General features: G+C 48.4%; 18 protein-coding genes. 4 read left to right on the top strand and 14 right to left on the bottom strand.

The features are described 5' to 3' along the window. Positions 1 to 290 precede the first annotated feature (290 nt). From KDW_RS01460 to KDW_RS01450, 3 genes are all read left to right on the top strand, one after another. Complete coding sequence (locus KDW_RS01460) at positions 291 to 4379, top strand: hypothetical protein (RefSeq protein ID WP_151754318.1); 4089 nt, start codon at positions 291 to 293, stop codon at positions 4377 to 4379. A gap of 955 nt (positions 4380 to 5334) precedes the next feature. Beyond that, entirely contained in the window at positions 5335 to 6168 is an 834-nt protein-coding gene (locus KDW_RS01455) for a hypothetical protein (protein WP_151754317.1), read from the top strand. Positions 6169 to 6267: 99 nt separating this feature from the next. Then, positions 6268 to 8295: a S9 family peptidase gene (locus KDW_RS01450; RefSeq protein WP_151754316.1), complete on the top strand. Its 2028-nt coding sequence runs from the start codon at positions 6268 to 6270 to the stop codon at positions 8293 to 8295. A gap of 19 nt (positions 8296 to 8314) precedes the next feature. Here KDW_RS01450 and KDW_RS01445 read toward each other — a convergent pair whose 3' ends face one another. The 9 genes from KDW_RS01445 to KDW_RS01405 all read right to left on the bottom strand — a co-directional run bounded on the left by KDW_RS01445 (position 8315) and on the right by KDW_RS01405 (position 18829). Then, the gene (locus tag KDW_RS01445; protein WP_162004858.1) at positions 8315 to 9268 is read right to left on the bottom strand and encodes a Vgb family protein; all 954 of its coding nucleotides are present in this window, start codon (positions 9266 to 9268) and stop codon (positions 8315 to 8317) included. Between the two features lie 166 nt (positions 9269 to 9434). Then, positions 9435 to 11003 carry a tRNA (N(6)-L-threonylcarbamoyladenosine(37)-C(2))-methylthiotransferase MtaB gene (gene mtaB, locus KDW_RS01440; protein ID WP_151754314.1) on the bottom strand — a complete coding sequence of 523 codons (1569 nt, stop codon included), beginning with the start codon at positions 11001 to 11003 and terminating at the stop codon, positions 9435 to 9437. Positions 11004 to 11073: 70 nt separating this feature from the next. Next, the gene (locus KDW_RS01435) at positions 11074 to 11676 is read right to left on the bottom strand and encodes a DUF2085 domain-containing protein (protein ID WP_151754313.1); all 603 of its coding nucleotides are present in this window, start codon (positions 11674 to 11676) and stop codon (positions 11074 to 11076) included. A gap of 32 nt (positions 11677 to 11708) precedes the next feature. Next, positions 11709 to 11972 (bottom strand): glutaredoxin family protein, encoded by a 264-nt coding sequence (locus tag KDW_RS01430; RefSeq protein WP_162004857.1) that lies wholly within the window; start codon positions 11970 to 11972, stop codon positions 11709 to 11711. Positions 11973 to 12783: 811 nt separating this feature from the next. Continuing rightward, positions 12784 to 14649, bottom strand: a complete 1866-nt coding sequence (gene typA / locus KDW_RS01425; protein WP_151754311.1) for a translational GTPase TypA — start codon at positions 14647 to 14649, stop codon at positions 12784 to 12786. Between the two features lie 142 nt (positions 14650 to 14791). After that, positions 14792 to 14935, bottom strand: coding sequence for a tyrosine-type recombinase/integrase (locus KDW_RS35700; protein ID WP_371876231.1), 144 nt, complete (start codon positions 14933 to 14935; stop codon positions 14792 to 14794). 559 nt (positions 14936 to 15494) lie between these two features. Then, positions 15495 to 17354 carry a glycoside hydrolase family 15 protein gene (locus KDW_RS01415; protein ID WP_233097577.1) on the bottom strand — a complete coding sequence of 620 codons (1860 nt, stop codon included), beginning with the start codon at positions 17352 to 17354 and terminating at the stop codon, positions 15495 to 15497. Positions 17355 to 17814: 460 nt separating this feature from the next. Next, positions 17815 to 18312, bottom strand: a complete 498-nt coding sequence (locus KDW_RS01410; RefSeq protein WP_151754308.1) for a helix-turn-helix domain-containing protein — start codon at positions 18310 to 18312, stop codon at positions 17815 to 17817. A 196-nt stretch (positions 18313 to 18508) separates the two neighbouring features. After that, the gene (locus KDW_RS01405; protein ID WP_151754307.1) at positions 18509 to 18829 is read right to left on the bottom strand and encodes an SCP2 sterol-binding domain-containing protein; all 321 of its coding nucleotides are present in this window, start codon (positions 18827 to 18829) and stop codon (positions 18509 to 18511) included. Positions 18830 to 19226: 397 nt separating this feature from the next. Here KDW_RS01405 and KDW_RS01400 point away from each other — a divergent pair, with 397 nt between their 5' ends. Continuing rightward, a complete protein-coding gene (locus tag KDW_RS01400; RefSeq protein WP_162004856.1) occupies positions 19227 to 19727 on the top strand; it encodes a 6-pyruvoyl trahydropterin synthase family protein in 501 nt (166 codons plus the stop codon). A 68-nt stretch (positions 19728 to 19795) separates the two neighbouring features. On the opposite strand, the gene aroF is transcribed toward KDW_RS01400, so the two are convergent. From aroF to trpCF, 5 genes are all read right to left on the bottom strand, one after another. After that, a complete protein-coding gene (aroF, locus tag KDW_RS01395; protein ID WP_151754305.1) occupies positions 19796 to 20875 on the bottom strand; it encodes a 3-deoxy-7-phosphoheptulonate synthase in 1080 nt (359 codons plus the stop codon). Positions 20876 to 21065: 190 nt separating this feature from the next. After that, a complete protein-coding gene (gene aroH, locus KDW_RS01390; RefSeq protein WP_151754304.1) occupies positions 21066 to 21434 on the bottom strand; it encodes a chorismate mutase in 369 nt (122 codons plus the stop codon). A gap of 278 nt (positions 21435 to 21712) precedes the next feature. Continuing rightward, positions 21713 to 22570, bottom strand: coding sequence for a tryptophan synthase subunit alpha (gene trpA, locus KDW_RS01385; RefSeq protein WP_151754303.1), 858 nt, complete (start codon positions 22568 to 22570; stop codon positions 21713 to 21715). 91 nt (positions 22571 to 22661) lie between these two features. Then, the gene (trpB, locus tag KDW_RS01380; RefSeq protein ID WP_151754302.1) at positions 22662 to 23891 is read right to left on the bottom strand and encodes a tryptophan synthase subunit beta; all 1230 of its coding nucleotides are present in this window, start codon (positions 23889 to 23891) and stop codon (positions 22662 to 22664) included. Positions 23892 to 23893: 2 nt separating this feature from the next. Further along, positions 23894 to 25339 carry a bifunctional indole-3-glycerol-phosphate synthase TrpC/phosphoribosylanthranilate isomerase TrpF gene (trpCF, locus tag KDW_RS01375; RefSeq protein ID WP_151754301.1) on the bottom strand — a complete coding sequence of 482 codons (1446 nt, stop codon included), beginning with the start codon at positions 25337 to 25339 and terminating at the stop codon, positions 23894 to 23896. Between the last annotated feature and the right edge of the window lie 4 nt (positions 25340 to 25343).

Genomic DNA, 25343 nt, shown 5'->3' with positions numbered 1-25343 from the left:
ATCCAGCCAGAAGTTGAGGGTTGTCGTACGTTGCATAATACTCCTGAAGTTTCCAGATGTATATTTCTTTTTTAGGTAAAAGAAGCGTAACCTATTTATTGCTTTTTGTCAAGTATCGAGAAGCGGCGACAAAACATGGGGCATGTGACACTGTTGAGTATAATACCAGCTAGAGTAGACTACGAATAACGTACATGACTGATACATTCTTATATTGCCATTTTGGTCTGCTGTACATAGATGTATTTGAGAAAATATATAGCTGTGCTGGTCTTTCATAAGGAGCGCATATGCAACGATACGTAACCTATTGTGACTGCTGTGGTTTATCCATTGCCAGCAGTCAGGATTGTCCACGCTGTGGCTATCCGACGGAGCTTACCAAAGAAAAGCATTTTTTGGAACAATCTCTCCTTGACCTGGGACGGGTGGTAACCTTTGGGGGAGCCGCTCTAAGTATCTCAGATCTTATGAGCCGCTATCAGCGTCGTTTGTCGTACCTGAGTAAGGTGCAAAATCAGCCAGTTGCTGAAGCAAAAAAACAAGCCTCGGATGCTGAAGAATCACCAATATCTTCACAAGCTTCCTCGTCTACTGGTGGGGAACTTACAACACCAGCGGTTAGTCAAGAGCCAGCCTCCAACCCCTTATCACCACCGCGTCGAGCGCAAACCCGACCGTTGTCTGCGCCTGCTGCAAAATCAGCATTTTCATTCCAGGATTTTTTTGCCGATCAATCAATTAATATTGTTGCTTCATTGGGAGCGTTTTTGATCCTCGTTGGATCTTTAAGTTTTATTGCCACAACTTCAGATCTTCTGCTTGCTTTTCTGGTCTTATTGGGGGTACATGCCTTCTTTGGCGCAACTGGTGCGATTACCTTTCGCTTTCCTCAGGTGCGCATTGTTTCCATCATCTATACTGCCATTTTTGCCTTACAAGTACCACTGGTGGGCTTCTCATTTTATCGCATGGTCAGTGATATACAACTGACACCGGCAATGTTGATTGCTATCGCGGCGACCTATGCCACGCTGGCCTATGGTTCATTGGCGATCTATCAACGCTTTCAGCCATTTGGTTATCTGGCAGCGGTTTCACTGGCGGTTACCGATGTAGCGGTTGCTGCAGCCTTCCATCTACAAGTGTATTGGTGGCCCTGTATCTTCTTGTTGCTGGCATTTCCCATGCTTGGCTTTGTGCGGCGAGCACATGCGGCCTCCCCTAGTAATAACAGTGGCAGAGAGCTCTTGCGTAAACCCGGGTTATTCCTGTTGTATGCTTCTGTGGCAGTAAGTGTCTGTATAGAAATACTGGGTTCCTTCGTCGTTTATCTGTTTGGATTATTGTCTCATACGATTGATAGAGAGTTACGTTTTTCGTGCTCAGTTTTTTTATTCGTCTTATTAATCTGGGTATGTTTGTATATCTGGCAAACCAGAAAATACATGCTGGCCCAATTGGTCCCGTATCTGCTTCTGGTCTGGATATGCTCATTACTTGCTCTGATCCAGGTTGCTATTATCGGGTTTATACTCGTACTGACCATACTTGCTGCCTGTTACTGGTATATAGCTCGGCAGCTTTTACAGGGCAGCGGACCGTTCAAAGCTGTCGTCAAGCAGTTAGATATTCTGGTAGTGGCGCTGGTGGTCCTGGTGGCTTATCTCAGTGATCCAGCTATCATCCTCCAACTCTTCTTTCAGACATACCAGTACCCGTTAATGTTTACCTCTTCTCTGGTGACAGGTATGTGGTTTCCCGTTGTGTTAGTGACGTTGTTTGTTGGTAGCGCGCTCCTTTGTGGCGTGGTTAGCAATCATGTTGGCTGGCGGAAATCCCTTACACGCGAGCAGGTTCCCTGGACCTGGCTTTTATTGCTGGCAGGACTGATCTTAAATGATGCATATGCCCAGGTGTTGTTGGGAACCCATCTTCCACTGAGTTGGGGATTATGCTGGTTCGCGCTGGGAGCGGCCGGGGCTGCCTGTTTTGTCTATAGATGGACACATAATACCTGGGCGTATCCACTGGCTATCCTGGCTCTGTGCGTAGCACTGGAATCGATCATGCTGGGTCTGGGTCTTCCGACAGAAAGCCTGATTGCGCTCCTGCTGCTGTACATTATTAGTTCGTATGCCCTGGCATATTATCTGCGGCAGAATGGCTGGTTACTGTTACCCATTGGTTTGGCACTCATCTCCCTGTATCCACTGACCCATCAAGTTTCCCTCTTTTTGCTTTTGAGCTTGTTGACGCCGTTACTGGCATCCGGTTTTGGGCGCTGGGAAAAGCGGCGATCAGCTACTTTATCAATGGGTAATGGTAAGGCTTTGTCTCGTTCCTGGGCAGCATATGTGCTGGCAGTTTTATATGGTGTCGCCTTTGGTTTGCTCGAGTATAGTGCTCCACAAGCAATCCTGAGCAACTGGTTCTCTTTCTCTGCCGCCTTTACATTAGAATTAGCCCTGCTGGCATCGGTCTGGTATGTGGCTGCTGCCATTGATGATGGGAGATTGCAACTGGTTATTGCTACTCTCTTTGGTCTGGTTGCGCTGTTGATGCCGGGTAATCAGTACTGGTGGTTGACTGGTGTGGCTGTTGTTACTTTGCTGCTAGCTATCACAATGCGTCGCTTAGCCACTGTGAAGTGGGCCCTACCCTGGTATGTAGTGGCAATTGGGGCCGCGCTCATGATGGGAATCCAGGGAACCATGCAGGGATGGAGTCAGGCAGCATCATGGTCCTTGCTTTTCTTTGCGCTGCTCGTCTATCTAACTGGTGTAATTGAACGCAATGAACTGTTACAGGTAGCCATCTTATGGATATCTGTTGTCCTGGCTTGCTGGGCTATCTATATGGCCGGAGTGGTGGGAGACTTTTATCGACCGCCAGTATTAACATTGACCTTTGCTGTTGTAGGTGTTGGGGTGCGCTCACTGCGCTCTGGTTTTTTTGACGCAAGTATAGGCCAGCAACGCCATCATCGGATACGCTATGTTTTACCACTGTATACAACAGCCCTCTTTGCCGCCATCCTGACTGGTATCCAGGGTATGTTTAAAGGCGTGAATGTACCATTTTACGCCGCGATCCCATTGTTCCTTTTTTTCTATGCTTTGACAGCATATAGCATTTCACTCCTGGAGCGTAAGAAATCAGGACTGTGGCTGGTGGCTCTCTTTATTATCTGGGGCATGCTCTTGTTACCCTCTATCGTGACCTGCTCCCGGCTTGTTCAGCTACCAATTATTGGTGGGGTGAATTGTCAGCAACAGACACAATTGGTACTCGCCGTTTTGACTAGTGGTGTGCTGCTCTATTGTATCCTGGGAGCCATCATTCTACGCCTGGAGCGCCTCTCGTCTGGCCTCGCTCTACGATCCTGGGGCTGGATCTGGTATGTCATGGCACTTTGTGATGTTGTGATTATCAGTGTCTGGAGTGAGGGGCAGCGAACCAACTTATCGATGCCGGTGATGGTGGGAATGTTCGCCCTGTTCACGATCCTGGCATTCTGTGTGATGGCCCTGGAGCGACTTCCGGAATTAAGTGTGCTAGTGGCTTTGCTCGCAATATGGACGATTGTGCACCTGTCGATACCACTTTGGGGACAACTGGAGCTGATGAGCATATTCTTCCTGGCTCTCTTTGCAACCCAATACATCTGGTCGATTCGTTCACCTCTGACCTTCTTTGTACCTGCTACGCTGGTATCCAGAGCTATACCCCTGCTGGGGCAATTTCTTGTAGTCTTCTTTGCTGGCCTTTTCGTATTCAATGGTGGCGCCATCTCGCATGCTGGAGCAATCTCCCTGCTGGTTCTGGCCGTTTTGGTCGCCTGGTGGGGCTGGTTACAAACTGAGCCTGCCCACCGCCATCGAGCGTTCTACGTGGTGGGATTCCTGTGTTCATTGACGATCAGTTGGGAATTGTGGGCCCTTGGTCAGGCTGAATTGACACTGCTCTGTGCCTCGCCGGCTGTATACTTTATCGTCATCGCGCCTTTTATTAGCCGCGACGAGAAGATTGCTGAGCATGAGAATGTTGGCCAGCTTTGTTCGATTGCTGGAGCATGCTTATTATTAGGTCCGACCCTCGTGCTTAGCTTTCAGTATAGTAATGTTGCTCCTTCACTTCTACTCACGGGTGAATCAATCCTCTTGTTGCTGCTTGGCTTTATTACACGCATCCGTGTCTTTGTGCTTAGTTCGGCGGCGCTAGTAATCGTAGCTGCGATCCATGTCCTGTTTCTTCCATCACTAGGTATTCCCACCTTCATGGCTCTTTTCCTGCTTGGCATCCTGCTCGTTGTGCTGGCAACTACCCTCCTGCTTGTACGTACCCGTCTGGCAGCTTTCTGGGCGCATGCTGACTAAAGCGTAACCCGCCGCAAGCCGCTGTGGTTTAAACCCAGGCGGATAGGCGGGTTACTCCTGGGCTTTGGGTCTTGCTTGTTGCATAGAATGCATGGTTGGATTATACTGCATAGGTGCAACGAAGGCACGGCAGCACAGGCTGTACGGCCTTAGGAAGTGTTGCCAGGCAAAATCGTTCAAGAAAAGCCTCCCACTGATGCATGCATCAGTTTTCGAAAGAGAAAGGTGTTCACCCTTTCCAGGTCGCCAAACACCCGACGTTGGCTGCACACCCGTCGGGTACGGCATGAAACGGTGAACAGGCATGGCACCGCCCTTCAAGCGAGCAGATGTGTGGATCTGTGCTTGAGTGTATTCCTCACCCACTACGGTCTTCAACGAGTTGCCTCAACGAGGCACCGACTCAGGGGGCCGACTACGTAGGAGTACAAGAAGCCGCCGCCCCTTCAGGGTGTGCGGAGTGTCACTAAGAACGTCTTTAAATAAGAAGAGGAGTCCGGGATAATGCTTTTAGTATCCCGAACTCCTCTTTATGTTTTTGTCTTATTCTGCCCGAGGAATCAACCAGATGTTCTTAATTGAAGGAAACTGGTCATTAGAATTGTCTCAATTCCTATTCATTGTGATATGATGATGGCGTATATTCTGAAGCAGGCTATATCCAAGTTACATCTGCCTATCACCGTCTTCGTCCTCTATTAGACCTGATGACAGCGGCCTGGCTATCAGGTAGTCTAGAAGGAGGCGTATCTCTTCTAGAGAACTAATAGCCCAGGGAGGGCGTAAGAAATTTCTATGCGTTAAGGTGGTAATGTATATAGATGGTCTATATTCCTTTTTATAGAGAAAGCAGCTATCTCCTGGTTCATGCGGATTTATCTGGCATGAAAGTAAGAGATTATAAGCTTACAAATGGATCTAATAGCCGGTTCGTTCGGTTTATGAGGAGGGAGTCATGGAAATTTCGCTGCGGCTGGACACGCTAGGTGTAGTCGAAGTTCGCTATCTGCGTGGCCGTGAACGGTACCGGGATTGGCCCCAGTTTCAATTACTGGCGGCATCACGTCAGGCTCGTGTTATTTCGTACTTCCCACGTGAAGTGGCTGAGCAACTTCATCAGCAGATTTTGATGATTGAGGCGGCACTTGGTTTGGATGTAGGGGATGATGATGACGATGATGATAATGATAAGAAGCCAGTGTTGAGTCATGATGAACCAGAACATGAGGAAGAGGTAAAGTCTGCTGAACGTGATAGCAGTTCGTTTTCGCCAGCGTTCGCCCAGGCCCTTAAACAACTGAACGAACTGGCACGACAACGCTTACCAGATGCTACGACTACTGGGAACCTGAGCCATAGCGATCTACCCTCAGAACTGGACTCAGATAGTGATGAAGATGCTCTGGAACAGTTGCAGGATGCGTTTGTGCAGATGATGGAGGTTGTGCGTGAACTTGCTGAAGAGATGTCAACAGATGCATTGAAAATCACTGGTCGCTTAAAATGTGCTCGTACCAATATTGAGTTTATTCCTCGAGCTGATAGCGCTGAGGAGAATGATGACGAAGAAGCGACTGAGAATCCGTTAGAATTGCCCACCGATGATGGTTTGTTAAGCCTGGATGAGGTGGAGCTCGTGATGGTTCTACAATTATTTGAGGATGGTCGTGCCCGGCCAGAAGATCTTCCTGCCATTGAACTGCAACTGGATGTTGATGATTTTGAACGTTTGCATGAGACCCTGGATGTTGCCTTAGAGCGTGATCGGCGTAGCCGTCGTCGCCGTTAAATAGAGCAGCATAGCAATAACCCGTGGTATTATTCTTTACAGAGAATATAAAGACTCCACGGGTTATTCTATTTTGTGGAAAAAGAGGATGAAAAAGCTATGGGACGATCGATTACCATTGATGATTTGTATGCTTTGAAATTTGTGAGTCGACCACGTATTTCGCCGGATGGTCAGCGTCTGGCTTATGTAGAGACGACAATCGATGAGCAGAAGCATGAATACCATTCAGCTATCTGGGTGGCGTCTTTACAAGATGGTCAGGCACGACGTTTTACCAGCGGCACTGCGAATGCTCATAGTCCTGACTGGTCTCCCGATGGACGCTGGTTGGCCTTTGTCTCCGAACGCGTGGGAGAAGATTTGAGCAAAGATCCTGCTGTGCAAAAAAAGCAGGGCAAAGGGAAACCGCAAATCTGGATCTTACCAACCGATGGTGGGGAAGCGCAACAGCTAACTTTTATGCCGCATGGAGCAGCATCGCCCGTCTGGTCTCCGGATGGAACACAGGTGGCATTTAACGCTCCAGTGGGCCCGGAAGATGAAGAGACCGTCGAAGGTAAAGCATTGCCGAAAGTGCGTGTTATTGATCGTCTCTGGTATCGTCTGGATGGAGTTGGTTTTATTCATGAGCGCCGTTCCCATCTTTTCCTGATCAATCGCACCGGTGGCGAGGTGCAGCAACTTACCGATGGCGATTGGGATGATGGCGAGGCGGTCTGGTCGCCAGATGGAACGCAGATTGCTTTTACCTCCAACCACAACGAAGATCGCTGGCAGCATCCTGGCGATGATATCTATTTACTAACGTTGCAAAATAATGACTTGCGCTGTCTTACTGACAGTCAGCTTGGTTGCTCATCACTGGCCTGGTCGCCAGATGGACAAACCCTGGCGTTTCTGGCAGCCCCCAAAATCCATGCTTCTGGACAGTTGCGTTTGTATCGTATCGCAGCCGATGCCCGGCAAAGTGCACCAATCTGCCTGACAAGTAAATTTATTGGCGCTTTTGCTGACTGGACCAACTCGGATATTGGAGATGAGCATCTAGCGCCGGCTCCCATCTGGTCTGCCGATGGAAAGACTTTGTATGCAATTGCCACATACCGTGGTGCTTCACATGTCTTTGCTTTATCCAGCCAGGAGGAAAATGTTGAGCCACCAGTATTTACTCCTGGAGAAGTGCACGTGCGAGATCTCAGTGCCGATCATACTGCGCAAACATTTGCCTTATTGGTTGGTGGAGCTACGCAGCCACAAGAAATTTTTGTGCAGTCCAGTGCTGCGAATAGTGAACTCCGGCGGGTCACGCATGCTAACGATGTGCTGATCAATGAATTATCACTCTCGACACCTGAGCCGATCACCTATGCTGGAGCCGATGGCTGGGAGATTGAAGGGTGGATCATGAAGCCGCACAATTTTGATCCTGCCCAGAAATATCCACTGGTTGTCGAGATCCATGGTGGTCCTAATACGGGTTATGGTTATGGCTTCTTTCACGAGATGCAACTATTGACGGCTCAGGGCTATGTTGTATTTTATTGTAATCCTCGGGGCAGTCTTGGCTATGGTTACGAATTTGCCGATGCCGTGCGTAACGCGTGGGGTGAGAAGGATTCTATCGATATCATGCTGGGCATGGATGAAGTAATTCGCCGTGGTTCTATTGATGAGCAGCGCCTGGCGGTGACTGGCGGTAGTTATGGTGGTTTTATGACCAACTGGCTGGTCGGTCATTCTGATCGCTTCAAAGTTGCGATCACCGATCGTTGTGTGAGCAATATGGCCTCCATGTTTGGTAGTAGCGATGTTGGTTGGGATCTGGCTAGTGATGTATTGGGTACCACACCCTGGGAGAATCTGGAAACGTATATGCAGCACTCTCCGATTGCTTATGTCCAGAATATCCACACACCCTTGCTGATCATCCATAGTGAACAAGATCTGCGGTGTAATATCGAGCAGGCAGAGCAACTTTTTGCGGCCCTGAAATGGCTGGGACGCGAGGTGAAATTTATCCGCTTTGAGGGTCAGAGTCATGGCCTCTCACGTGGAGGCCATCCAAAATTACGTCAGATTCGTCTGCAACATATTCTGGATTGGTTCGCTGCTTACCTGCAATAATCGCTGAATGCTGGATGTTTTATGGAATCAGCTGTCCAATTTGATTGGTGGCTGATTCCGTGAACCAGAAGCTTTTATCTGGTCCCTGGCTGATTCCCAGTGGTGTACAGTTTTCGGTGGGGATGGGATAGTAGGTGAAGGTTTTTGTTTTCACAGTGAAATGAGCGATTGCATTGGAGGTTGCTACTGTGGCCCAGATATCATCCGGAGAAGTGGTTACCAATCCATAGATCCCTTGTATGCCATGTCCTGTGATAGGGGCGGCATACGCCGTGAAATTCTCTTTTTGCGGATCAAATTGTAGTAAGTTGTTGGTATTAAAGGTTGTCAGCCAGATCATCCCTGTCGGATCACTGTGGATCTCCATCAAAGAGAGAGGGACCTGTTGTTCAGATACAGGTGGTGTATATGTATGGATATTGCCTGTCCTGGGATCGAGGCGACCGAGCTTGCTTTCACCGGATTGGGTGAACCAGATGAAGCCGTGTGTATCTAAGGTAATGCCATAGGGACTGAGTTTTTGGACGGTGCGTGGCCTGGAGAGGGGATAATGAGTAAACTGGCCCGTTTTTATATTCAACTCACCGATGGCATCAGCATTCATTTCCGTAAACCAGACATGCCCTTGTTGATCCAGCAGCAGTTCGTTGGGAGCGCTGGGCAGGCTCAAGGTTTGCTTGGGATTAGCCGGATCGGGCGTAGTTATTGGTGGCAGGATGTACGTAGTGAAGTGCTTCGTACGTGGCTCATAATGACCAATATAGTCCGCATACTGTTCGGCAAACCAGATGGTGTCATCTGGCGCAACGATAAGGCCCATAATACCAGCCTGTCCATGGGGAGGATGGATCTGTTCAAATGCGTGGCTTTTGGGATCAAATGACGCCAGATAGTTCTGTCCCATCTCGCCAAACCAGACACGTCCAGTGTGATCGACGGCTGGCCGCATCAATCCACTTCGATCCTGCGGCACAGGATACTCCTTGAAGGTTCCATTGGTTTGCGTGGCCTGAGCCCGTGGGGTGCTACGTAACTGGCTTGTGTCAGGAGGATTATCTCTGCAAGCTGTCAGACACAGCATAAGGCCCAGCAAGAGGAGGTAGCTCCAGCCAGGCCTGTGGTTATACCGATGGGATGATTTATTGGGCGTACGTGCCATGAACACCATCCCCGATCAGGGAGTTTAAGCGTGCTTTGACAACGGTATGTTGCCAGCCCTCTGCATTTTCCGGTAGTTCATTCACTTCTACGCGAATGTAGTTATCTGTCAGACCTTCCCACTTGCCATGTTTGAACTGCTCAATCAGCACTGGCACTTCCTGTCCCAGGAATTGTTCGCGGAACTGGCGGCTATGCTCTTCGTGCAGATCAAGTAAACGCTGGCTGCGGGCCTTTTTGACTACATCTTTAATCTGGTCCCGCATCCGTGCTGCCGGTGTGCCCTGTCGTGGGGAGAAGCGGAACACATGCGACTTCGCGAACTCCAACTCTTGCGCTAACTGGTAGGTTAGCTCAAAATCTTCGTCGGTCTCACCGGGGAAGCCGGTAATGATATCGGTACTGATCGCCATGCCGGGCACCAGGCGCTTGGCGGTTTTGACGATTATGCGATAGCGGTCGCTATTGTAGCGACGAGCCATACGCCGCAAAATGGCGTCCGAGCCACTCTGCATTGGTAGGTGTAAGTGGCGACACATACGTGGATCAGCCCACATCTCCAGCCACTCTAACTGGAAATCTTCTGGTTCCAGGGAAGAGACGCGGATGCGTGGAATTTCCGTTTCGCGTAAGAGCGTCGCGATCAGATCGCCCAGATCCAGTTTTTCGTCGGCATCGGGATGATAGTCGCCCAGGTGGATACCGGTCAGCACGATCTCTTGATAGCCGGCACGCGCTTTGCGCTGAACATTTTCGACCACAGCTTCAATACTGCGGCTGCGTGATTTGCCGCGTACATATGGCACGATACAATACGTACAGCGATTATCGCAGCCATCCTGTACCTTCATTTGTACGCGTGTGCGCGAGAACATGCGGTGGTTAGCCAGCTCACTTGTTTGTACATTATCGGTAAATGGTGTTAGAAGGGCTGGATTGTCGGCCTGTGGTTCTTCTTCCTGTACCTGGAAGTTTAAAGCATTATCGCTCCCGATGTGCTGGGTATCTAGTGGCAGCACTGGTAAACTGCGCCGTGCTGCTGGCTCACTACTGCTTTCAGTAGCTGATGCAGTGGTTATATCCTGGCTCTCGCCCGTTTCCTGCTCTAAGATTTTTTCGCGGATCGTGGAAACTAATCCTTCTTTGATTGTATTGCCAATGACGAGATTGACGCCTGGTAGAGCAGAGACTGCTTTTGGATTAAGTTCAGCATAGCAGCCAGTGACGACGAGAAGCGCATCAGGATGGCGTCGATGTGCTTGCGCAATCAACTGCCGTGAACTTCTATCACCCAGATGTGTCACGGTACAGGTATTCACAATATAAATATCCGCCGACTCCTCAAAGTCGCGTTGCGCAAAGCCAGCTGCATTCATCTGATCGCTAATGGCTTCACTGTCTGCTTGATTGACCTTACAGCCTAATGTGGTGACTGCAAACGTTGGTCCTTGTAAATTCTCGGACATACTCTCTATTAGTTCCTGGCTTCCTTGTGATGCCTGTGTGCTATAACGTACTTCTTCATTTTCTATCGCTAGATTATAACGCATTATATCCTTAATGGATAGTCGTGGCAGGCAGAGCTACTTTTGTGGTGCCTGTGTTGGCATGGTGGCAATATCAGGTGCCCTTTGTACCAGTGGTTGTTGCAGATGGGGTGGAAGAGTTGTTTCCAGGATACTTTTTTGCATCAATGGTAAGGCAAACCAGATATTGCCTACACCAAATAGCGTGCCAGTAATCACGCAGCATCCAATCGCTTTCGCGCCAGCCAAACATCTGAGTCGTCCCATCCCAGGCCATAGGCAAGATCATCAGGATCCAGAGCCACCAGGGAATACCAGGCATCCGTTTTTTGCTTAAGACAAAGACAAGGCTGGTAAGAAACATAGAGGTATAGATAGAGAAGTTACGCTCACAGAGACCAAGTTGATGGCCAAAGATATAGATGGAGTGTGAAGGAATCTGGGCACAGACATAGTGGAGCGCGAAGAATAAGGGTTTGGCGATGCTGTCCAATCCAAAGTAGGAGAGAAAAGGAATCGAGATAGCGGTCACAACCAGACTTCCCAAACCAATCATGACAACATGAGCCCAATACTCGGTTAGAAAATCTCCACAACGATCGACAAAGCGTTCAAACGCAGATTTTTGTCGGCCTGGTAGTGCGTGGGACGGTATTGCCCGACGTTGTTGATTGTGCATAAATGGTTGTGTGGCCATAGCTACTTCCTTGTTTGTAGGTGTTTTATTAACTATACTTCAAACGCTGTTGCCAGATCACTATATTCTATACGGCCCTCAGCAATCAAAGTTTCGTCGAGCAGAATAACTGGAATGCGATAGCGATATTGCTCAAAGAGTTCCATATCTCTGCGTATATCGATTTCAGTGAGATCATAAGGAATCTCTGCTGCAATCTCATCCAATATATCTCTGGCTTCATCACAGAGATGACAACCTGCTTTTGTATAAAATGTTACGTGTGGTTTTGCTTGTGTGTCTGTTTTTGCTTCCACGGTTACAATGCTCCATGTGATGATCTTCACCTCAATCATATCATATTGTGCTCAGCAGGTAAAACTCAGCGCCATTTGGATCAGGGCTTTCCAATTCTCTTTTTGTCCCGCCTTCGGCGGGAGAAGAGGGAGGAGATGCGAGGACACCTCGCGCTCCGGCAAGGGGCTGGCCGCCCCTTGCATCCCCGCTTGCAACGAGAATTGGAAAGCCCTGCCATTTGGATCATCAACCTGAATGGAACATCTTTAATCTGGTACAGAGAGAGGGGCCCAATGCATAGATAAACGTCTATGCATTGGGCCTTTTACTTACCAGCAGGCGTATGGTGGTGGTGGGCAGGTGACATGAGGGGTAACAGAATGGTGCATATTGGTTGCTGCATGTGCTGTTGCCGAACCGCTCCAAAATACAGGGGAGAATGAAAGGAACAGGCAGATAGACAGGACAAAAGCCACTTTTCGTAGAAATCTTGCCATCATAGAATCTCCATTTCTGTCAGAATACTTCTGGTTTTCGACCAGATACATAGAAACGTTTGGCGTTTCTGAATTCGGGCGCTAGTTCGTCATATATAATGACTTATCGGTCATAGTATACCTGATACATAGACATATTTTCAGGTATAAGCATATATTTTTATGCTTTAGCAAAAAAAATAGTACCAAAATTTAGTTATTACTGGATTTTTGCATGAAGTTACCCCGGCTAAATTCACAATATTTCCTGCTCATAAAAAATATCCACCTCCGTTTAAACAGATTTAAACGGAGGTGGATATTTCTGAAGAGACTCATCAGTCCCAAAAGTTATTTATTGATCGTTTTCGCGTGAGCGTGCGCGTGAACGCTCGTGCTGGGTGAGGTAGCGCTTACGCAGGCGGATTGTTTTTGGTGTCACTTCGACCAGCTCGTCATTATTAATGAAGTCGAGCGACTGCTCCAGGCTCATCAAAATTGGGGGAGTCAGGCGAACCGAGATATCTGATGTTGAGGAGCGGATATTGGTTTTCTGCTTCTCTTTACAGATATTTACAACCAGATCATCGGGACGGGCGTTGAGGCCTACAATCATACCCTCATATACTGGTGTACCAGGCTCAATGAACGTATCGCCACGCATCTGGGCATTGCCCAGGCCATATGTGACAGCAGTGCCGAGTTCAGAGGCGACCAGGGCACCCATGCGGGCACTGTTGATCTTACCCATCCAGGGGACAAAGCCTTTAAGCAGACTGTTCATGGCTCCATTACCCTTGGTCAGGGTCAGGAAGGCATTACGGAAGCCGATCAGGCCACGCGTTGGAATATCGTACTCGATACGGATATTGCTGCTACCATCATTGGTCATATTGGTCAACTGAGCTTTACGCACCGCCAATGCCTCGGTCAGCACACCCATATACGTATCTTTGGTATCGATAACCAGGTGCTCGATTGGCTCCATGAGATGACCATTTTCATCCTCATGGGTGATGACCTCTGGACGTGAGACCTGTAGTTCATAACCTTCACGGCGCAGTGTCTCAATCAAGACTGAGAGGTGTAGCTCACCACGACCAGAGACAATGAACTCATCAGGAGTATTACCATCTACAACGCGTAAGCTAACGTTGGTCTCTAACTCACGATAAAGGCGTGCACGTAACTGACGGGAGGTCGAGAATTTACCATCGCGACCAGAGAGAGGACTGGTGTTGACACCAAAAGTCATTCTCAGGGTTGGCTCAGAGATCTCGATCGAAGGCAGAGCCTCTGGATTATCGATATCGGCCAGGGTTTCGCCGATGTTCGCATCAGCAATACCTGTCAGGGCGATAATGTCGCCAGCGATAGCCTCAGTCACTTCAGAGCGCTGCAGACCCCGATAACTCATGACCAGATTGATTTTCTGGCGAGAAATCTCACCATCGCGGCTAATGCGTGCCACTGGTGTATTGGGGGCAATGCGGCCACGAATGACACGTCCAATGGCGTATTTACCCTTATAATCATCGTAGTCCAGTGCGGTTATCAGCATCTGGAATGGCGCATCGATCTCAACATTGGGGGCTGGCACCGTTTTAACAATGGTGTCAAACAAAGGCTGGAGATCTTTTTGCTCATCTGTTGGCTTATACATAGCCACGCCATCCCGACCGATAGCATAAAGTATTGGGAAATCCAGATGACTATCATGGGTAGCCAGCTCCAGGAACAGGTCCTGGGTCTCTTCGATAACATAGTCGATACGTGCATCTTTGCGATCAATTTTATTAATGACCACGATTGGTTGCAGATTCAGTTGCAAGGCTTTCTGAAGCACGAAACGTGTCTGAGGCATAGGACCTTCAGCAGCGTCAACCAGTAGAATACAGCCATCTGCCATATTCAACACGCGCTCAACCTCACCACCAAAGTCCGCGTGTCCCGGGGTGTCAATAATATTGATTCTAATATCTCGATAATCAATCGATGTATTTTTTGACAGAATGGTGATACCGCGCTCGCGCTCCTGATCATTGGAGTCCATAATCAGCTCACCCACCTGCTGATTGTCGCGGAAGATATGGCTCTGCTTGAGCAACCCATCTACCAGGGTCGTTTTGCCATGGTCAACATGGGCAATAATGGCGACATTCCGGATATTATTTCTTTTAACCAATTTTGATTCCGCCTGTAAAGCCGTTTCAGCCTGCATAGTAATTTATCAATCCCTCCGTGTGACAGCAGATGTGACAGCAAACTTTTCAGCATGTGCTTATCTGGACACAACTATTTACGAATTTTGCTTTTCTGCCGAACGTTAAAAAAAGAATGTTTGAAGTGTTTGTTTCTTCTGGTCATATGGACGTTTTGAGATGTCCATACCCACCTCGAATTATTTGTACGTTTGCATGACTGAGTCGTTGCTGTACAACATTGGGGTCAACGCTCATTGCCAAAACAATAGTGGCCGCGGAATGTCGCAAGTCATGAAATCGCATCCTGGTAATTATGCGTCCTTGCAGATTGCATAATAATTTCATTAGTCCCTGTAAGATTTTATCCTAATAATGCGTTTCTGTCGAGTTGGCAGTAGCTAAAGTAGGACATTCCCATGTGGAGACCATGTATCTACGTTTTTTTTGGGGTAATAGAACTGCATTTGAAAAACATAGATGGACCGATTAAGCAGAGGTGATGTTTTTTTAGTTCCTCTGTTTTCTGGTACCTGTATCTATTATACTTTATCCCCACTCTGTATGCTCTTGTATATTGTAACAAATCCAGTACACACATTATTCCCTGCCCGGCAGTTCAGTTACATAGATTGCACCCTGAACTGGATCTGGGGAAATAGATTTGTCATGCGTATCGTCAGATAGGGTTTGATTCCCACCATCATCGGGGAGGGTGCAGCCAGCCACACTCGGGCGCTAGAGCACCCATGCTTTTTTAACTGTGATGTAAAATTGTGCGCCTTGCACACAATTTTACATCACAGTTAAAATCCTTGGAGCGCCAATGGCGCGAAAACGAGGTAGAAAGACGTTAGGGAGTACGTTAGCGCAGCAATGTACCATTGAGCGCTCGATCCATATTGTAACAGGTACTGATCAATGAAAGATGGGTAAAAGCCTGTGGAAAATTGCCCAGGGCTTCTCCGGTTGGCCCGATCTCTTCGGCGTACAATCCAAGGTGATTTGAATACGTAAGCATCTTCTCCAGTACCAGACGAGCATCGCTGAGTCGTCCCGCGCGGGCTAATGTTTCGGCAAGCCAGAAACTACAGGGACTAAAAGTACCTTCGAAGCTACCCAGGCCATCACTGGCAGCACGGGTTGGATTATAGCGGTAGACGTGCGAATCACTGGTCAGCTCTTTTTGAATACGGTTGATTGTATCCATCATTCTGGGATCGGTTGGGCCAGTGAACTTGGTCAGGACCATCAGCAGTGAACTGGCATCAATAGCTTCGCTACCATAGTATTGTATAAAGCTTTTGGTTTTTTCATCCCAGCCTTGTTCCATTACCTCTTCATAGATCTGCGCACTGATATTTGTCCACTCTGTGATAGGGGCGGGTAGTCCACGGTGACGTGCGATACGGATCGCGCGGTCAAAGGCTACCCAACTCATAACACGCGAATGGACAAAATGTTGCTGTCCACCTCGAACCTCCCAGATACCTTCATCCGGTTCCTGCCAGTGTTCGCCTAACCAATTCAGCAAGCGTCGTAGATTATGCCAGAGATCATACGAGATATCCTGGTGGCGATCAAAAATGTAAATAGAGTCCATTAATTCGCCATAGATATCCAGTTGTTTTTGTTTATAGGCACCATTACCAATGCGTACCGGCGCACTCTGACGGTACCCTTCCAGATGATCCAGGCTGAACTCGCTTAAATCATGGCCACCATCAATCGTATACATTGGTTGGAGTGAGCCATTATCCTTGAGTTCATGGCAACGAGCATCAAGCCAGCCCATAAACGCCTCAGCCTCCTGGTAAAATCCCAGGATGAGCAGGCTATAGATCGTGAAGGCCGCGTCGCGCAGCCAGGTATAGCGATAATCCCAGTTGCGTTGGCCGCCAATCGTCTCCGGCAGACTGGTTGTCGGGGCCGCCACAATGGCTCCGGTGGGAGCATAGGTTAGCAATTTCAAAACCAGGGCTGAGCGCTGCACCATCTCACGCCAGCGGCCTTGATACTGGCACTGTGAGAGCCAGCGCTGCCAGTAATCCTTCGTTTCGTGAAAGGCGGCCTCATATTGTCTCTGACTGAGTGGTTTGGGCTCCAGATCGTGGTCCTGTGCGCTTTCTAAGACAAAATAGGCGCTTTGATTATTGTGCAAGGTGAATTTTGCCTTTACACCACCCTGGCCATCCTCTTCCAGCGGGACCGTTGCCGCCAGTCCCAGGCTTAATGATTTACTGTGAAAAACGACGCCATGATTTGAGAGTGACAATGTATGCTCATCACGTCCATAGTTAAAGGCTGGAGTACACACCATCTCAAAAGGAAGCGAGCCACGGACAACTTTGACTTCACGGATAATATGGTGCTGAAGGACTTTGGAGCCTGCCTGTTTTATTGGCATGAAATCGGTAATTTCTCCAACCCCATCAGCCGTCAAAAAGCGGGTAATTAAAATATTCGTTTCAGGGAGATACATCTGTTTGCGGCCCATACTGGTCGTTTCATCAAAAGCCGGGCTAATGCGGAATGTACCTCCTTTATTCACATCGAGGAGGGCGCCAAAGACGCTGGGAGCGTCGAAGCGTGGGATACAACACCAATCGATCGCGCCATTTTTTCCAACCAGTGCGACAGTATGTAAATCTCCAATAACGCCATAGTCTTCAATTGGCTGATACGTTTTATTTTTGAGTTGTCTTGGCAATATTTGTTCTTGCACCGTTCTTTTCCTCATTTGTGAATTTCTCTTTATATATGATACGTGCTGCTCTTATTGATAGTTGCGCCTTCATCTGCAGCCCATAGTCCTGAAGTAATCTGGGATTATTGAGGGGAAATCAAGTGACAAAGATATTGATAACCCGTGCGTATAGAGCCACGAGTTATCAAAAATAGTATGCCTATCAATGAAAAGAAGGTATAGGTATTTGCCGTAGGATGCTACGTTGGCTGCTATCAAAGATAGTCTTACTGAATTATTTATTCAGTTTATAAAGGCATATTGTTGTTATTTTTTTAGTTTACCAATAGGATATATCGCGTCACCTTCTGGAAGATTCTTCAGAAGCATAACCCTTCTTTGTTGTTTTCATATATTCATAAAGAGATATTGGTGTGCAATCCAGGTATATAGTGATATCGAATGTTGGATGTACCTGGCTATCCTGAATTCACTCTTACTAAGGTAGCGGCGCTTGCAAGCGCTTACTGCGCGTTATGCGTTTTGTGGCTGGCATTGTATTCCTTGCTGTGGTTGATTCGGGTGGGATAAGTGGGGTGGCCTGTACTCGTGTGACTTTTTCACGAATCAGTGATATTTGTGAATGGACTGCTTGTCGAGATTGTTGAAGCTTGCGAGCGATTTCAGAAGGACGTTGATTGGCGAGTAGATAGTGACAGATGACGGCCTGTTTCTCTGTCAGTCCAATTCTGGGATTTTCAAGGGCTGTTTTGGCCAGATCTTCCAGAACTCCGAATTTGCTTCGTCTATAGTCGTTCAGGTCATCTGGCGAAAAGAGCCAGCGATCGACAACCCGTACTCCAGGTATCCTTCCGGCTTCTACCAGATGCATAAAGTGCCAATAACTAAGATCGAGATGTTTCGCTGCCTCATGAGTGGTCAACATACTATTGAGATATTGAAGATTATGGTGTAACTCACTGCTCCTAAGGACCATGTCGGACGCCTTTCTACGGATTGCCGTATTCCAAAAGTGCCTGGCAAAGACATTACTTAGTCAAGAGGAGTATACCATAGGTCCTTATAGTACTGCAAGGTTGATCAGGTTTGGTACATTACAAGTACAAAAAAGGTATATACTATTATAGAGAAGCATATACCTTTTTTGTACGTTTATAAGTGTAAATATCTGCTTATTTTACTGGAAACAGATTAGGGATTTTCATGGCCAGAGACATATCGCCAGTAGCTTTTATTTTTCCCGAGAGAAAAGCATTCATCGGATTAAGCTGTCCCTGTGTAAGGGCAATCCAATCCTGATCGCTCATTGTTAAAGTAAGATCGGGTTTTGTCGATTCAGGGGGAACAAGTTCGCAGGTTTGATTTTGAATTTTTAAAGCATAGACGCCTGCATCAGCACCAGTAATATTTAATTGGATGGTCTTATTTAGTCCGGCGGCGGCAGCGGGATTGAAGAGTTTCTGCATAGATGCGAACGTATCAGCAACATTCATTGTTTTTTGTCTCCTTCGTCATGTGCGCAGGGAGAGCCCCTGCTAGCCTTTTTAAGTATACCATATTCTGCTGAGATCAATTCTCAAGCCATGGGACGCCATGCTCTTGTGCCACTGTTGGTGCAATGGTATGCTATGAAAAAGCAATCGTGAATGCCGCTCACTCGCGGCTAGCGAAGTCGCCGCCACGCAATAATGGCAAGCTGATCAGTATGGCGGAAATGTGATAGCCTGGCCGGCGACTTCGCTCACGCGATTGGACAGCATGCTATTAAAAAGCAAGCTATCTGATAGCAGTATTGATATAGTATAGTGTCGAAGCCATGAAAAAACAGGTGAAGAGATTACCGAAAGAATGGGCATTAAACACTATATAAGAGAAAATGAGGATCCTGGTATGGCTGGTACGCAAATTTTGAGGAAGGTGAAGGTTGAAGGCGGCTACTTAAATTTTAGCTCAGCTCATTTTATTACCTATAGTGGTAAATGTGAGCGCCTACATGGGCATAATTATGGTGTGCTGGTTGAGGTGGAAGGTGAGCTTGGGCCAGATAATTTAGTATTTGATTTTACGGTCTTGAAGAAGCGTACCAAAGAGATTTGTCAGCACCTGGACCATCGTTTCTTGTTGCCGTTGCACAATGATCAGCTAGATTTAACGCGTTTGGTGGATGCCTGGGAGATCCGTTTTCGTGAGAAGCGCTATGTCTTTCCAATCACAGACGTGGTTGAACTTCCTATTGAAAATTCTACCGCTGAATTGCTTGCCCAGTATATTTGTGAAGAGTTATGTAATGTGCTTGAGGAGTATCCACGCGCTGGTTTGCACAGCATTATGGTGGGCGTAGAGGAGGCCCCGACCCAGATGGCCTATTATCAAAAAGATCTGCGCTTATAGGGATATTGAGAGGCATCAGGATCGCTCCGCGCGAGGCGTGAGCTTCTAATGCCTCTCAGTGATCAGGTTTACCTGGTGATTACCTCACGTCCAATCGCTGCTGCAATGGCATGTATCTGAGGCATCAATGCGCGGAATTGCTCGATGGTTACGGATTGTGCACCATCTTTGAGGGCCTCATCTGGATTAGGATGAACCTCGATCAGCAATGCGTCAGTGCCTGCGGCTACGGATGCCAGAGACATTGGTCCCACCAGGTCGCGACGGCCGGTTCCCTGGCTGGGATCAGAAATGATGGGCAGGTGGGAGAGGCGTTTGATCAAAGGAATGGCGCTGATATCCATGGTATTGCGGGTGGTTTTCTCAAAGGTACGAATACCACGCTCACAGAGAATAACATTGCGATTACCCTGTGAAAGCACGTATTCCGCCGCCAGTAGCCACTCCTCAAAGGTCGCTGACATACCACGCTTCAAGACGACTGGCTTGCGTGTACGCCCAACCTCGTCCAGCAACATATAGTTCTGCATATTGCGGGTACCAATTTGCAGGATATCGGCATATTCACAGACCATAGCGACATCGGTTGGAGTCATGACTTCGGTAATGATCGCCATGCCAAACTCATCGCGGGCTTTGGCAAGTAGTTTTAAGCCTTCTTCACCCAGTCCGCGGAAGCCGTAGGGTGAGGTCGATGGTTTAAAGGCACCTCCACGCAGTATCACTGCTCCTTCTTTACGTACAGCAGCGGCAGTCGTCATCAATTGTTTTTCGCTCTCGACGGTACAGGGTCCGGCCATCATCACAACTTCGCTCCCACCGATGCGGACCATGCCACCATCAACGCAAGCTGAAGGAACCTCAACCACCGTATCTTCTGGATGGAACTCGCGGCTGGCAAGTTTATATGGTTTGGAGACACGCACCACATTATCCACATTGGGCAAGCCCTCAAGCGCCTCACCAATGGCGGGATTAATGCCACCAATGCTACCGGGCGCACCTGTTGAGCCAACCGCCCCCAGCACGCCAATCACTGTGCGCTCCACACCCTGGGAAAGGTGTCCTGTTAGTCCATGTTTCTCTAAAAAGGCCATAACGTGGTGTACATCCTCATTACTACTGGTGGATTTCATTACGACAATCATGAAAAGTTACTCCTTATGATTATAATGCAGAGGTCGGGAATATAAAAAGATGCATTGTAGCACCTCGATAGTTCCTGCACATATATTGATAGCATGAACGGTCCATCTTGACCTCTTCGTCATGATTGCCGGCACCTGCTCTTTGTTGCGACGATGCATTTTATGTTTCAGACAAATGATGGCGTTTTAGTTATGCGTCCACACTAAATGTAGGACGTAAATTTACCGCACCTTTAATGTATACATGTTGTATCTCGTTAGCGCTACGGGTTGTATTAACATGTATGAGCACCCGGATACATTTTCCCAGACTATCAGGAACCGGGATTTCGCGGGTACACATTAACGCGGTATCGGTCCATCCTAATCCTCGGGCTGCGACTGCTGGAAATTCTGCGTCCAGATCTGCCGTGAGTGAGAAGATAGCGCTGGCAATATCTTCAGTTTTCAGTGCATTTCTGGTGATTATCAGTTCAAGCAGTTCTCTGGTTGCTGCCAGAATCTCCTCGCGATCATTCTGTTCTACTGTAGTTGCACCACGAATTCCTCGACAATACATTCTATTAGACCATCCCTTTCAACGGCTCTCTCCGCCTTCTCTGTGAGATAAGAACAGGCGGATGTATCCTCTATTGTAAAGGATGACAGCAATTTTTTATCTGTATCATCTAACTGTTAGTGTGTGTCCGCGTATGTACACATAGTCCGCCAGCACTTAAAATCAGTTAAAATCTCCGATAGCTGTAGCTTGTGATCCTTGACTCTTGCTTGCTTTAAGATAAGCATTAGCGAACACTAGAGGCCGCAATCCTGCTAGTGATACTGATGCCATCACGATTACTGTTTTTGTAGACTCTGAATATACGTTTTAACCGCGGCAGCAGGGTCATCCGCTTGATGTTGCTCAATTAATTTCACCAGTGCGCTCCCCACGACGGCCCCTTCAGCATAGCTGGTGACACTGGCGATATGCTCAGGGGTTGAGAGCCCGAATCCGACGGCAAGCGGCAATGGATGTTCCTGTGTCGCAGCACGAATGCGAGCGATAAAGCTTTGTAGATGTGCTGGTAGTTCCTGCCGTGAACCAGTAACACCACTTAGCGATACACAGTAAATGAAACCACCAGGTCCAGCTGTGGTACGTTGAGCTGCCATAGCGATGCGCTCATCCGGAGCTGTAGGTGGAACCAGAAAGATCAGGGCGAGGCCATGGCGATAAGCCGCCGCCTGTAGCGGATCGGCTTCTTCAACTGGTAGGTCTGGAATAATCAAGCCACTAACGCCATTCGCCCTGGCTGCGGCACAGAAACGTTCTAAGCCATAAGAGAGGACAGGATTATAGTAACCCATCAGTAATAAGGTGGCATCACATCTGGCCGAGACCTGTTTGGCGATCTCCATACAGCCTTGAATACTCATGCCATTTTCCAATGCAATGTGTCCCGCATGTTGAATGGTCGCTCCATCTGCAAGAGGATCACTAAAAGGCATGCCTAACTCGATGATCTCGGCTCCGCCTTCGGCGGCAGCAAGGATAACATCTACTGAAGCTTTGATGCCTGGATAACCGCACATGAAATAGGGAATGAGTACTCCCCGTTTTTCCGCATGGGCCCGTTCAAAAGCACGGGTAATTTTTTGGGCTGGAACCCCATGACCATCCTGTTCAATGACACTAATCGAGCTTGTTTCCATGGTTTTTTCTCCTGCAACCACTGTCCATAGAGAACGTTGGTGCACCTGCAAAAGACGCGCACCAACGCCTGTTTTATCCAGGTGATCCCTGCTATAGATTGACATTAAATGCCTTGGCGACCGTCATCATATCTTTGTCACCACGACCTGAGAGATTGATGATAATCAGCGAGCCCGCAGGAATCTTCCCCTGCTCTCCCTGCTCCAGTAGATAGCCGATTGCATGGGATGACTCCAGAGCAGGAATAATCCCTTCTGTACGACTGAGCGCTTCCAATCCCTTGAGTGCGGTTGCATCGCTGGCGGTCACATAACTGGCGCGCCCACTATCCTTCATATAGCTATGCTCTGGACCAACACCAGGATAATCCAGGCCGGCGGAGATACTATGGGTATCCATAATCTGCCCATCTTCATTCTGCAATAGATAGCTCATTGCTCCATGTAAGACTCCAGGGCGACCAACGACCAGCGTAGAGGCATGCTGACCGGGCTCCATACTGCTACCACCTGCTTCGACACCAATCAGCTCGACATCGCTGGCATCAGCGAAAGGATAAAAAATGCCAATAGCATTACTGCCACCACCGACACAGGCATAGATCTGATCCGGCATCCGACCTTCCTGTTGCATGATTTGCTGCCGTGCCTCACGACCAATGACGGCCTGGAAGTCACGTACGATACGTGGATAAGGGGCTGGACCAGCGGCGGTCCCAAACAGGTAGAAGGTGGTTTCGACATTGGTCACCCAGTCACGAATGGCCTCGTTGATCGCATCCTTCAACGTTTTAGTTCCGCTATCCACCGAGCGTACCTCGGCTCCCAGGAGCTTCATGCGGAACACGTTGAGCGATTGGCGCTGAATATCTACCTCACCCATATAGATGATGCAGTCCAGACCGAGTTTAGCACATACCGTGGCGGTGGCCACACCATGCTGGCCTGCTCCTGTCTCCGCAATAATACGCTTTTTGCCCATTCGTTTGGCCAGCATTCCCTGACCCAGTGCGTTATTGATCTTATGCGCACCAGTATGGGCAAGATCTTCACGTTTCAGGTAAACCTTAACATCGTTGCCCACCAGCTCAGAGAAGCGTGGAACGTAGTGCAGGGTAGTTGGCCGCCCCACATAACTGGCCAGTTCCTGATTGAGTTCAGCCATGAAGGCAGGATCTTGCAGGGCATCTTTGTAGGCGACCTCTAATTCAGCCAGGACCGCCATCAGATTCTCAGGAACAAATTTGCCACCGAAGTCGCCGAAACGTCCCCGTTCATCGGGATAGAAGCCGTGTTGATACGTGTTTGGTGTTGGTTGCATGATTACCTTCTTCCCTGCTCGCCTACCATGGACGAACGTGCTTGCGCCACAAAGGCTGCGATTTTTTGTCTATCTTTTTGTTTGTTGGTTTCGACACCACTGCTGACGTCGATGCCCCAGGGTTGAACCTGTTGGATGGCAGTCCTGACATTATCGACCGTGAGGCCTCCGGCCAGAAGGATTTTACTGCGTTGTGCTGCTTGATGAGCCAGATCCCAGTTACTGGTTCGGCCCGTGCCACCCCAATCTGGTGTCGGCGTATCGATGAGTAGTCGCCATGTTACCTCCTGATAAGCTGCTAGTTTTTCCAGATCAGCCTGCTCATTTAACGCGAGCGCTTTGATCACAGGACGTTTAATTTGCTGACAGAATTCAGGTGACTCATTGCCATGGAGTTGCACATAGTGTAGGCCGGCCTGTTCGACTACATCATTGATATAGTTGACATCTTTATTGACAAAGACGCCGACCAGATCGGGACGTAGTTGTCCTTTGGGCGGTTGACTATAGCTCTGGCGGGTTTGCAGTAACGCTGGAACTTGCTCGGGCGCGATATAACGATGACTGGGTTCATGGAAGATAAAGCCCAGCATATCTGCTCCAGCTTCTACTGCCGCATCGATTCCCTCTGTATCGTGCAGACCACAAATTTTGACCTGCATGCTATGGGTCGTACTCTGTAGAAGCATTCCTATCTGGTCAGGAATATTATTGGAGACAACCAGTGATTCTCCGACCAGCATAGCCTGCACATCGTAACGAGCCAGGCGGCGTACATCAGTTTCAGAATGGATACCGCTCTCAGCTACAATGATGCGATTTTCGGGGAGCATCTGTCGGATATCGCGCAATAGATACGGATTCATCTCGAAGGTAGTCAGGTTACGGCTATTTACGCCGATAATCATGGCTCCCGCATCGATGGCGCGTTGGGCCTCCTCACGACTGTGAACTTCAACCAGCACACGCATCCGTAGCGCTGTAGCTCGTTGGAGCAGATGGCGTAACTGTTGATCATCCAGAATAGCACAGATCAACAGAATCATGTCGGCCCCCCAGGCCCGTGCTTCATAGACCTGATATTCGTCAATGATAAAATCTTTACGTAATACCGGGATACTGACCGCGTTTTTGATGGCAGTCAGATATTCTGGTGAGCCAAGAAAGAAATGTGGCTCAGTCAACACCGAGATAACCGATGCGCCGTGGCGCTCATATAAGAGCGCCGTCTCTACTGGATCCAGATCAGGCGCGAGCATGCCTTTAGAAGGCGAGGCGCGCTTGACCTCGGCAATCAGATGTACTTTATCACGAGGCTCAAACGCTTCCAGGACATCGCGTGGGCGTGGCTGTTCCAGAGCTATCTGTTGCAGTTGTTCCTGGGGAAGCTCTAGCTTGCGCTGGACTAAGTCTATGCGTGTCTGATCAACAATTTTATTGAGAAACATACGT

Source organism: Dictyobacter vulcani, from assembly GCF_008974265.1.
In the GTDB taxonomy this organism is placed as follows: Bacteria; Chloroflexota; Ktedonobacteria; order Ktedonobacterales; family Ktedonobacteraceae; genus Dictyobacter; species Dictyobacter vulcani.
This window is presented reverse-complemented; position numbering and strand designations above follow the sequence as displayed.

Excerpts from the sequence above, each read along its gene's own strand:
- KDW_RS01450 (WP_151754316.1), top strand. The coding sequence starts at position 6,268 with ATGGGACGATCGATTACCATTGATGATTTGTATGCTTTGAAATTTGTG.
- trpB (WP_151754302.1), bottom strand. The coding sequence starts at position 23,891 with ATGCAACCAACACCAAACACGTATCAACACGGCTTCTATCCCGATGAA.
- typA (WP_151754311.1), bottom strand. The coding sequence starts at position 14,649 with ATGCAGGCTGAAACGGCTTTACAGGCGGAATCAAAATTGGTTAAAAGA.
- KDW_RS01435 (WP_151754313.1), bottom strand. The coding sequence starts at position 11,676 with ATGGCCACACAACCATTTATGCACAATCAACAACGTCGGGCAATACCG.
- trpA (WP_151754303.1), bottom strand. The coding sequence starts at position 22,570 with ATGGAAACAAGCTCGATTAGTGTCATTGAACAGGATGGTCATGGGGTT.
- KDW_RS01405 (WP_151754307.1), bottom strand. The coding sequence starts at position 18,829 with ATGAATGTTGCTGATACGTTCGCATCTATGCAGAAACTCTTCAATCCC.
- KDW_RS01455 (WP_151754317.1), top strand. The coding sequence starts at position 5,335 with ATGGAAATTTCGCTGCGGCTGGACACGCTAGGTGTAGTCGAAGTTCGC.
- KDW_RS35700 (WP_371876231.1), bottom strand. The coding sequence starts at position 14,935 with ATGCGATTTCATGACTTGCGACATTCCGCGGCCACTATTGTTTTGGCA.
- KDW_RS01460 (WP_151754318.1), top strand. The coding sequence starts at position 291 with ATGCAACGATACGTAACCTATTGTGACTGCTGTGGTTTATCCATTGCC.
- KDW_RS01400 (WP_162004856.1), top strand. The coding sequence starts at position 19,227 with ATGGCTGGTACGCAAATTTTGAGGAAGGTGAAGGTTGAAGGCGGCTAC.
- mtaB (WP_151754314.1), bottom strand. The coding sequence starts at position 11,003 with ATGCGTTATAATCTAGCGATAGAAAATGAAGAAGTACGTTATAGCACA.
- aroF (WP_151754305.1), bottom strand. The coding sequence starts at position 20,875 with ATGATTGTCGTAATGAAATCCACCAGTAGTAATGAGGATGTACACCAC.
- KDW_RS01410 (WP_151754308.1), bottom strand. The coding sequence starts at position 18,312 with ATGGTCCTTAGGAGCAGTGAGTTACACCATAATCTTCAATATCTCAAT.
- trpCF (WP_151754301.1), bottom strand. The coding sequence starts at position 25,339 with ATGTTTCTCAATAAAATTGTTGATCAGACACGCATAGACTTAGTCCAG.
- aroH (WP_151754304.1), bottom strand. The coding sequence starts at position 21,434 with ATGTATTGTCGAGGAATTCGTGGTGCAACTACAGTAGAACAGAATGAT.